We start from the raw sequence: 9291 nt of genomic DNA, 5'->3' as shown, positions 1-9291 counted from the left end.
TTGTTTTGGGCGCTCGGAAACTGTCGGGACGCTCATCGCAGGCGCCTTCAGTGCTAAAGTCCATGCCTCGATTTTGCTTTTCCCAAGGAAGCCGTTATGCCGGATGCGACGTCCCTCAGTCCTGGATTCATGGTGGTTCACGGCAACCGCCTGGACGAACTGCGCAGCCTGGTGGTGAGCTGGATGCGTCGTTATCCACTGGCGCCCCTGGAAAACGAAATTGCTCTGGTGCAAAGCAATGGCATTGCCCAATGGCTCAAACTGGCGTTGGCCGAAGACCCGCAAGACGACGACATGGGTGGCTGCGGCATCGCCGCAGCCATCGACGTGCAACTGCCCGGCAGCTTCATGTGGCAGCTCTATCGCATGGTCCTGGGCCGTGATGAGATCCCCCCCAAGTCCCTGCTCGACAAAGCCCCGCTCACCTGGCGTCTGATGCGCCTGCTGCCGGAACTCATCAATCAGCCGCACTTCGAGCCGCTGCAGCGTTTCCTCACCAGCGACACAGACCTGCGTAAGCGCTATCAACTCGCCGAGCGCCTGGCGGATCTATTCGACCAATACCAAGTCTATCGCGCCGACTGGTTGGAAGATTGGGCGGCCGGGCGCACCAATTGCGCAATGGCCGAGGCGAATCCAAGCCCCTCGACCCAGCCAACTGCTGGCAGGCCGAATTGTGGCGTGCGCTCCTGCTGGATGTCGGTGAAGAGGGCATGGCCGAAAGCCGTGCCGGCGTTCACCAACGCTTTATCGAACGCATCAATACCCTTGAGGACGCTCCTCGTGGTCTGCCTTCTCGCGTGATCGTTTTCGGGATTTCGTCGCTACCCGCCCAAGCCCTGGAAGCCCTGGCCGGCCTGGCCCGTTTCAGCCAAGTGCTGCTGTGCGTGCACAACCCTTGTCGCCATCACTGGTCCGACATCGTTGCCGACAAAGACCTGCTGCGTAACGAATATAAACGCCAGGCGCGCAAGGCCGGCATGCCGGTCACCCTCGACCCACAAACCCTGCACCAGCATGCTCATCCGCTGCTGGCCGCCTGGGGCAAACAAGGTCGTGACTACATCAGCCTGTTGGACAGCTACGATGACCCCAACAGCTATCGCGCCGCCTTTCGCGATGGGCGCATCGACCTGTTCAGTGACAGCGAACCCACCTCACTGCTCAATCAACTCCAGGACGATATCCTCGAGTTGCGCCCACTCAATGAGACACGTGAACGCTGGCCCGCTGTTGAGCTGGAACATGACACATCAGTGCGCTTCCACATCGCCCACAGCGCCCAACGCGAAGTGGAGATTCTTCACGACCAACTGCTCCAGCGTTTCAGCGCCGACCCTGCGCTACGCCCGCGGGACATCATCGTCATGGTCCCCGATGTGGACAGCTACGCGCCGCACATTCGCGCAGTGTTCGGCCAGTTGGACAGAAGCGATCCGCGCTTCATTCCCTTCACCCTGACCGACCAGGGCCAACGCGGTCGCGATCCCTTGCTGATCGCTGTTGAGCATTTGCTCAAACTCCCCGATAGCCGCTTCCCAGTCAGTGAGATTCTTGACCTGCTCGACGTTCCCGCGCTGCGTGAGCGTTTTGCCATCAAGGAGCGCGACCTGCCCACGCTGCACCGCTGGATCGAAGGCGCTGGCATCCGTTGGGGGCTCAACGCCGAACAACGCGCCGGCCTCGGTCTGCCGGGAGACTTGGAACAAAACAGCTGGCGATTTGGCCTACGCCGCATGCTTCTCGGGTATGCCGTCGGTACCGGCGTCGCCTGCAACGGCATTGAACCCTACGATGAAATCGGCGGCCTCGACGCGGCGTTGATCGGCCCCCTGGTGGCCTTGCTCGACGCCTTGCATGACGCGCATCAAGCCTTCTCCCAACCGGCCGCCCCGCAGGAATGGGGCGAACGTCTGCAACGCCTGATGCAACTGTTCTTTCTGCCCAGCAGCGAACACGACGACTACTTGCTGGGCCAACTCGAACAACTCCGGGAAACCTGGCTGGAAACCTGCGAATCCGTTGGCTTGCAGGACGAGCTACCGCTCACCGTCGTCCGCGAAGCCTGGCTGGCCGGGCTGGACCAGGGCCGTTTGTCTCAACGCTTCCTGGCCGGTGCTGTCAATTTCTGTACGCTGATGCCCATGCGCGCCATCCCCTTCAAGCTCGTTTGCCTGCTCGGCATGAACGACGGCGACTACCCACGCGCGCAACCGCCGCTGGATTTCGACCTGATGGGCAGCGACTACCGCCCCGGTGACCGTTCCCGCCGTGAGGACGATCGCTATCTGCTGCTCGAAGCCCTGTTGTCCGCCCGCGATCAGCTCTATATCAGCTGGGTCGGCCGCAGCATTCGCGATAACAGCGAACGCCCGGCATCGGTACTGATTGGTCAACTGCGCGACCATCTCGCCAGCGGCTGGCATAACGCGCAAGAACAGCCGCTGCTGGACGCAATGACCCAGGAACACCCGCTCCAGCCTTTCAGTGCCCGTTACTTCCATGAAGGTGACGCATTATTCAGTTACGCCCGCGAGTGGCAGTTACTCCACGAGGCGGTGGATGCCGTCCCGACAGAAGATGAATTACCGCCGCATCAACAGGAAGAGCCCCTGAGCCTGGGCCAGCTACAAGACTTCCTGCGCAACCCGGTCAAACACTTCTTCAGCCAGCGCCTGAAAGTATTTTTCGAGGCGGCCGACGTACCCCTGGCCGATGAAGAGCCCTTCGTCCTCGATGCTCTGCAACGCTATAGCCTGAGCGACAGCCTATTGAACGCAGCGCTGTCCCAGCCGGCTGATCTCGACCAGGCCCTCAACGCCCAAGCCTTGCGTTTGCAAGGCAGTGGCCTGCTGCCGATGGTCGGTTTCGGCGAGTGCCTGCGTAACGAACTGATTGAGCCCTTGCCCGATCTGCTGCAACGTTACCAACAACTGCTGGCCCTTTGGCCAACCCCGCATACGGGTGCCGAACCCATCAGTTTCGAGCGTCAAGGCATTGCATTGGACGGCTGGGTCAGTGGCCTGCATCGACGCGGTGATGGCGGATTGCTAAGCGTCACTACCATTCCCAACAGCATCGGTTCGATCAAGGCCCGCAAATGGCACCGCCTGATTCGCCCGTGGGTCAATCATGTGGTGGCCTGCGCCTGCGGCCTGCCGCTGAGCACCGGCCTGGTGGCCAGCGACGACACCTTGCTGTTGGCCCCGCTGGATCAATCCGCCGCCCAGGAAACCCTTGGCAACCTGCTGCTGGCCTGGCAACACGGCATGCAAAAACCGCTGCCGGTAGCCGTCAAAACCGCTTTCGCCTGGCTCAGCCAAACCGACCCGGCCAAAGCTCACGCCGCCGCGAGCAAAGCCTACGAAGGCGATGGCCTGACTACCGACGGCGAGCGGCGTGAATCTGCGGCGCTCACCCGCCAATTTCCCGATTACGCAGCCCTGGTCGCCAGCGAAGAATTCGAAGGCTGGTGCGAAACCCTGTATCGCCCACTGATCAACGCCCCTTGGCGATCACTCACAGGCGAGGAGGCCGGCGCATGAGCAGCAAACCCTTGGCCCTGGCGTTCCCGCTAAAAGGTAGCCAGCTGATTGAAGCCAGCGCCGGTACTGGCAAGACCTTTACCATTTCTGCGTTGTACCTGCGCCTGGTGCTTGGCCACGGCGGTGAATCGTCCGGTTTTGGTCGCGAACTGCTACCTCCGCAAATCCTGGTGGTGACCTTCACAGATGCCGCCACCAAGGAGCTGCGTGAACGTATCCGCATTCGCCTGGCCGAAGCCGCGCGGTTTTTTCGCGACGAAATCGATCAACCGGATGCGCTGATCGCTGATCTGCGCGAGGAATATCCTGCCGAACAATGGCCCGCCTGCGCCAACCGCCTGGATATCGCTGCCCAATGGATGGACGAAGCCGCCGTCTCGACCATCCACAGTTGGTGCCAGCGCATGCTGCGCGAGCACGCGTTCGACAGTGGCAGCCTGTTTACCCAGACCCTCGAAACCGACCACAGCGACCTGCTGGGCGAAGTGCTGCGCGACTACTGGCGGCTGTTCTGTTACCCGATGCACGACGACGCGCTCAACTGGGTGCGCAACAACTGGGGCGGCCCGGCCGCGCTGATGCCGAAGGTGCGCGCATTGTTCGGCAGCGAGCGGCCCACGGATGAAGCCCGTGAGCCCGCCGAGCTGATCAACGCCTGCCTGCAAGAACGTCGCCAAGCGCTGATCAACATCAAGGCGCCCTGGCAGCAATGGGCCGCCGAACTGCGCGATATCTGTCTGCAGGCCGTGGCCGCCAAAGCAGTGGACGGGCGCAAGATGCAAGCTCGTTACTTCGAACCCTGGTTCGAAAAGATCAGCCTCTGGGCCGCGGACAAAACCCTGGAACACCTCGACATCGGCACTGGCTTCAGTCGCCTCACCCCCGACGGCATGGCCGAAGCCTGGAAGGGCGACCCGCCGCAGCACCCCGGCATCGACGCCATGGCCAGCCTTAAAGCCAGTCTTGATGCCCTGCCGACCCCCGATGCCGCCGTGCTGCAACACGCCGCCGGCTGGGTGGGCAAGCGCTTTGAAGAAGAAAAGCGCCGTCGCGCCGAAATGGGCTTCGACGACATGCTGACCCGCCTTAACGCCGCCCTGCAAGCCGACGGCGGCGAGCGTCTGGCCAGCGTGATCCGCGAACAGTTCCCGGTGGCCCTGATCGATGAGTTCCAGGACACCGACCCGGTGCAATACAGCATCTTCGACAGTATCTACCGCATCGACGAAAACCACCCCGAAAGCGGCCTGTTCCTGATCGGTGATCCCAAGCAGGCGATCTACGCCTTCCGTGGCGCCGACATCTACACCTACTTGCGTGCTCGTAAATCCACGCTCGGCCGCCACCACACCCTGGGCACCAACTTCCGTTCCAGCCACGCCATGGTCGAGGCGGTAAACCATGTGTTCCAGCGCGCCGAAACCGGCCGCGGTGCGTTCCTCTTCCGCGAACCCAATGGCGATAACCCAGTGCCGTTCCAGCCGGTGCTGTCCCAAGGACGCAAGGAACAACTCCAGGTCGACGGCCAAACGCTGCCGGCGATGAACCTCTGGCACCTGCCCACCGACCAACCTGTGTCCAACGCGGTGTACCGACAACAACTGGCCGCGGCCTGCGCCACGCAGATTGTCGAGTTGCTCAACGGCGGCCAACAGGGTAAGGCCGGTTTCCGGCAACCGGACGACAGCTTCAGAGGCGTACTGCCGTCGGACATCGCCATCCTGGTACGCGACGGCAAGGAAGCCCAAGCCGTGCGCGCCGAATTGGCCGCCCGTGGCGTGCGCAGTGTGTACCTGTCCGACAAGGATTCGGTATTCGCCGCCCAGGAAGCCCACGATCTGCTGGCCTGGCTCAAGGCCTGCGCCGAACCGGATGTCGAACGCCCACTGCGTGCCGCCCTGGCCTGCGTCACCCTGGATTTGTCACTGCCGGAACTGGAGCGTCTGAACCAGGACGAACTGGCGTGGGAATCGCGCGTGATGCAGTTCCGCGGCTACCGCGCCATCTGGCGGACCCAAGGCGTGCTACCGATGCTGCGTCGCCTGCTTCACGACTTCAAGTTGCCGCAAACCCTGATCGCCCGCAGTGACGGCGAGCGCGTGTTGACCAACCTGTTGCACCTCAGCGAATTGTTACAGCAAGCTGCCTCGGAGCTGGACGCGAACAGGCGCTGATCCGCCATCTCGCCGAGCACTTGGCGTTGTCGGGCCAGGCCGGCGAAGAACAGATCCTGCGCCTGGAAAGCGATGAGCAACTGGTCAAAGTAGTGACCATCCACAAGTCCAAGGGCCTGGAGTACGACCTGGTCTTCCTGCCGTTCATCTGTTCGGCCAAGCCGGTAGATGGCAGCCGATTGCCGCTGCACTACCACGATGAATACGGCAAATCCCAAGTCAGCCTGCGCCCCACCACCGAGTTGATCGCCCAGGCGGACGATGAGCGTCTGGCCGAAGACCTGCGTTTGTTCTACGTCGCCCTGACCCGCGCCAAGCACGCCTGCTGGCTTGGAATTGCCGACCTCAAGCGCGGCAACACCCACAGTTCGGTGTTGCACCTGTCGGCGCTCGGCTACTTGCTCGGTGGTGGAGCATCGCTGGGCGAACCCGCCGGCCTGGCACGCTGGCTGCTGGATCTGCAGCAAGGCTGCCCGGCCATCCACTACGCCCACGTACCCGAAGCGCAAGACAGCGTGTTCCATCCGCCGCGTAACCAGGCCACCTTGCTCGCGCCGTTATTGCCCAAGCGCAAGGCCGCCGAGAATTGGTGGATCGCGTCCTACAGCGCCTTGCGCATTGGCGACAGCATGAGCGTCGCCAACCTCGAAGCGCCGGAAAGCCCGCAAGCGCAAAAACTGTTCGATGACGAACGCCTCGACCCCGACGCACCGCGTGAAGTGGCGGCGTCCGGCGGCGATATACATCGTTTCCCACGCGGTCCCAACCCCGGCACCTTCCTCCACGGCCTGTTGGAGTGGGCGGGCGAGGAAGGCTTCAACGCGACGCCGCCGGCCATCGAAAACGCCGTAGGTGCCCGCTGCAATCGTCGCAACTGGGAAGGCTGGATCATCACCCTAAGCGATTGGCTGGGCCATCTGTTGCAAACGCCGCTGCCGGTGGATAACACTCACGTCGCCCTCAGCAGCCTGCAGCGGTACCAGGTCGAAATGGAATTCTGGTTCGCCAGCCATAAAGTCGACGTGCTCGCCCTCGACAAACTGGTGTGTCAGTACACCCATCACGGGGTCTCCCGGGTCGCCGCCGAGTCCGTGCTGCTTAACGGCATGTTCAAAGGCTTTATCGACCTGACCTTCGAACACGACGGCCGCTATTACGTGGCCGACTACAAATCCAACTGGCTTGGTCCTGATGATTCGGCCTACACGCTGGAGGCCATGGAGCAGTCGATCCTCGAGCATCGGTATGACCTGCAATACGTACTTTACCTGCTGGCCCTGCACCGCCAGCTCAAGGCCCGCCTGCCGGACTACGACTACGATCGCCACATCGGCGGTGCGCTGTATGTGTTCCTGCGTGGCACCCAATCGGCGAGCCGGGGAGCGTATTTCACCCGGCCGCCACGGGAATTGATCGAAGGCCTCGACCTGTTGTTTCAGGGCAAGCCCATCCCTCCCAAGGTTGAGCCCGCCTGGGAACAAGGAGTGCTGTTATGAGCCTGTCGCCGCTACCGCTTGAGGCACTGGAACCCCTGAGCCGCGCCACCGACCTGGTGCAATTGCTTGACCGATGGGTTGACCGCGGTTGGCTGCGGGCGTTGGACAAGGCCTTTGTCGGCTTCCTGCACGAACTCGACCCGCAGGCCGACCCCTTGGTTCTGCTCGCGGCGGCCTTGACCAGTCATCAGTTGGGCCACGGTCATGTGTGCCTCGACCTGTTCGAAACCCTCAAGGCGCCGGACTTTGCGCTGTCCTTGCCACCCGAAGGCGACCTGCACACCGGCGCCATGCTGCAGCCCTCGCAATTGCTCGACGGTCTGGACGGTGCCCACTGGTGCCATGCCCTGGCCGCCAGTCCATTGGTCGCCTTGGCGGTCGATGGTAACGAGAGCGCACAAAGCCGTCCGCTGGTGCTGTCCGGCAAACGCCTGTACCTGCGCCGTTACTGGACCTACGAGCGACGCATCGACACCGCGTTACGCCAGCGCCTGGCGACCCGGGAAACCGTTACCACCGACTTGCCCCAGCGCTTGAACGGCCTGTTTGACCAACCGGCGCCCGACGGGGTGATCGACTGGCAAAAGCTCGCGTGCGCCCTGGCCACCCGAGGTGCCTTCAGCATCGTCACCGGTGGCCCCGGCACCGGCAAGACCACCACCGTGGTGCGCTTGCTGGCGCTGTTGCAGGCGCCCGCTGTAGAGGCCGGCAGCCCGTTGCGCATTCGCCTGGCCGCGCCTACCGGCAAAGCCGCCGCACGCCTCACCGAGTCCATCAGCCAACAAGTGCTGTCGCTCAAAGTGCCGCAAAGCGTGAAGGACAAAATCCCGACCCAGGTCACCACCGTTCACCGCTTGCTGGGCAGCCGTCCAGGCACCCGGCACTTCCGCCATCACTTGGGCAACCCGTTGCCTCTGGACGTATTGGTGGTGGACGAAGCCTCGATGATCGACCTGGAAATGATGGCCAACCTGCTGGACGCGTTGCCGCCCCATGCCCGCTTGGTGTTGCTGGGTGACAAGGACCAGCTCGCCTCGGTGGAGGCCGGTGCCGTACTCGGCGACTTGTGCCGCGACGCCGAAGCCGGCTGGTACAGCCCCCACACCCGCCAATGGCTGCAAACCGTCAGCGGTGAAGACCTCAGTGCCAGCGGCCTGCACGAAGACATCGATGGCAGTCACCCCTTGGCCCAGCAAGTGGTGATGCTGCGTTACTCGCGGCGTTTCGGCGAAGGCAGCGGTATCGGTCAACTGGCGCGCTGGGTCAACCAGCAGAACGCAGAAGAGGCGCGCAAATTGTTGGCCGCGCGCACCCACGGCGACCTGTTCTGCGTCAGCCTCAAGGGCGAGCACGACCACGCCCTGGAACGTCTGGTGCTGGACGGGCAGGGCGAGGGTGCCGAGGGCTATCGCTACTACCTCAACCTGTTGCACAGCACGCGCCCCGCGCTCGAAACCCCGCGCGAAGACCTTGCCTGGACCCACTGGGCGCAACAATTGTTGCGAGCCTTCGATGCATTCCAGCTGCTCTGCGCCGTGCGCAAAGGCCCCTGGGGCGTGGAAGGGCTGAACCTGCGCATTACGGCGGCCTTGCGCAAGGTGCGACTGATCGAGGGCGACGAGCAATGGTACGAAGGCCGCCCGGTGCTGATGACCCGTAATGACTACGGCCTGGGTCTGATGAACGGCGATATCGGCATCGCCCTCAAATTGCCCGAAAGCGATGGCGGCCCCCAGGTGCTGCGCGTGGCGTTCCCGCGTAACGATGGCCAGGGCGGCGTGCGGTTTGTCTTGCCCAGCCGTCTCAACGATGTAGAAACCGTGTACGCCATGACCGTGCACAAATCCCAGGGTTCGGAGTTCACCCACACCGCGCTGATCCTGCCGGATGCTTTGAATCCGGTGTTGACCAAAGAGCTGATCTACACCGGTATCACCCGCGCCAAGCGTTGGTTCAGCCTGATCGAACCGCGTGGCGGCGTGTTTGAGGAGGCCGTGCGGCGCAAGGTCAAGCGATTGAGTGGGTTGATGCTGGAGCTGGGTCAGGAGCCGGGAATAGCTGATTGAATGGTCATTT

At 62.8% G+C, this 9291-nt stretch carries 1 protein-coding gene and 2 pseudogenes; all 3 read left to right on the top strand.

All coding sequences use genetic code 11. The features are described from left to right. Positions 1-96 precede the first annotated feature (96 nt). The 3 genes and pseudogenes from recC (at position 97) to recD (ending at position 9281) form a co-directional block, all read left to right on the top strand. Positions 97-3545: pseudogene (gene recC, locus JWR98_RS11890) on the top strand (exodeoxyribonuclease V subunit gamma). Then, positions 3542-7215, top strand: a pseudogene (gene recB / locus JWR98_RS11885) (exodeoxyribonuclease V subunit beta). Before recC ends, recB begins: the two co-directional pseudogenes overlap by 4 nt. After that, the gene (recD, locus tag JWR98_RS11880) at positions 7212-9281 is read left to right on the top strand and encodes an exodeoxyribonuclease V subunit alpha (protein ID WP_205490117.1); all 2070 of its coding nucleotides are present in this window, start codon (positions 7212-7214) and stop codon (positions 9279-9281) included. Before recB ends, recD begins: the two are co-directional and overlap by 4 nt. Positions 9282-9291: the final 10 nt, after the last annotated feature.

This window comes from Pseudomonas lactucae (assembly GCF_016937615.1).
Classification (GTDB): Bacteria; Pseudomonadota; Gammaproteobacteria; order Pseudomonadales; family Pseudomonadaceae; genus Aquipseudomonas; species Aquipseudomonas lactucae.
The sequence above is the reverse complement of the archived record's forward strand: the minus strand, read 5'-3'. Positions and strand labels throughout refer to the sequence as shown.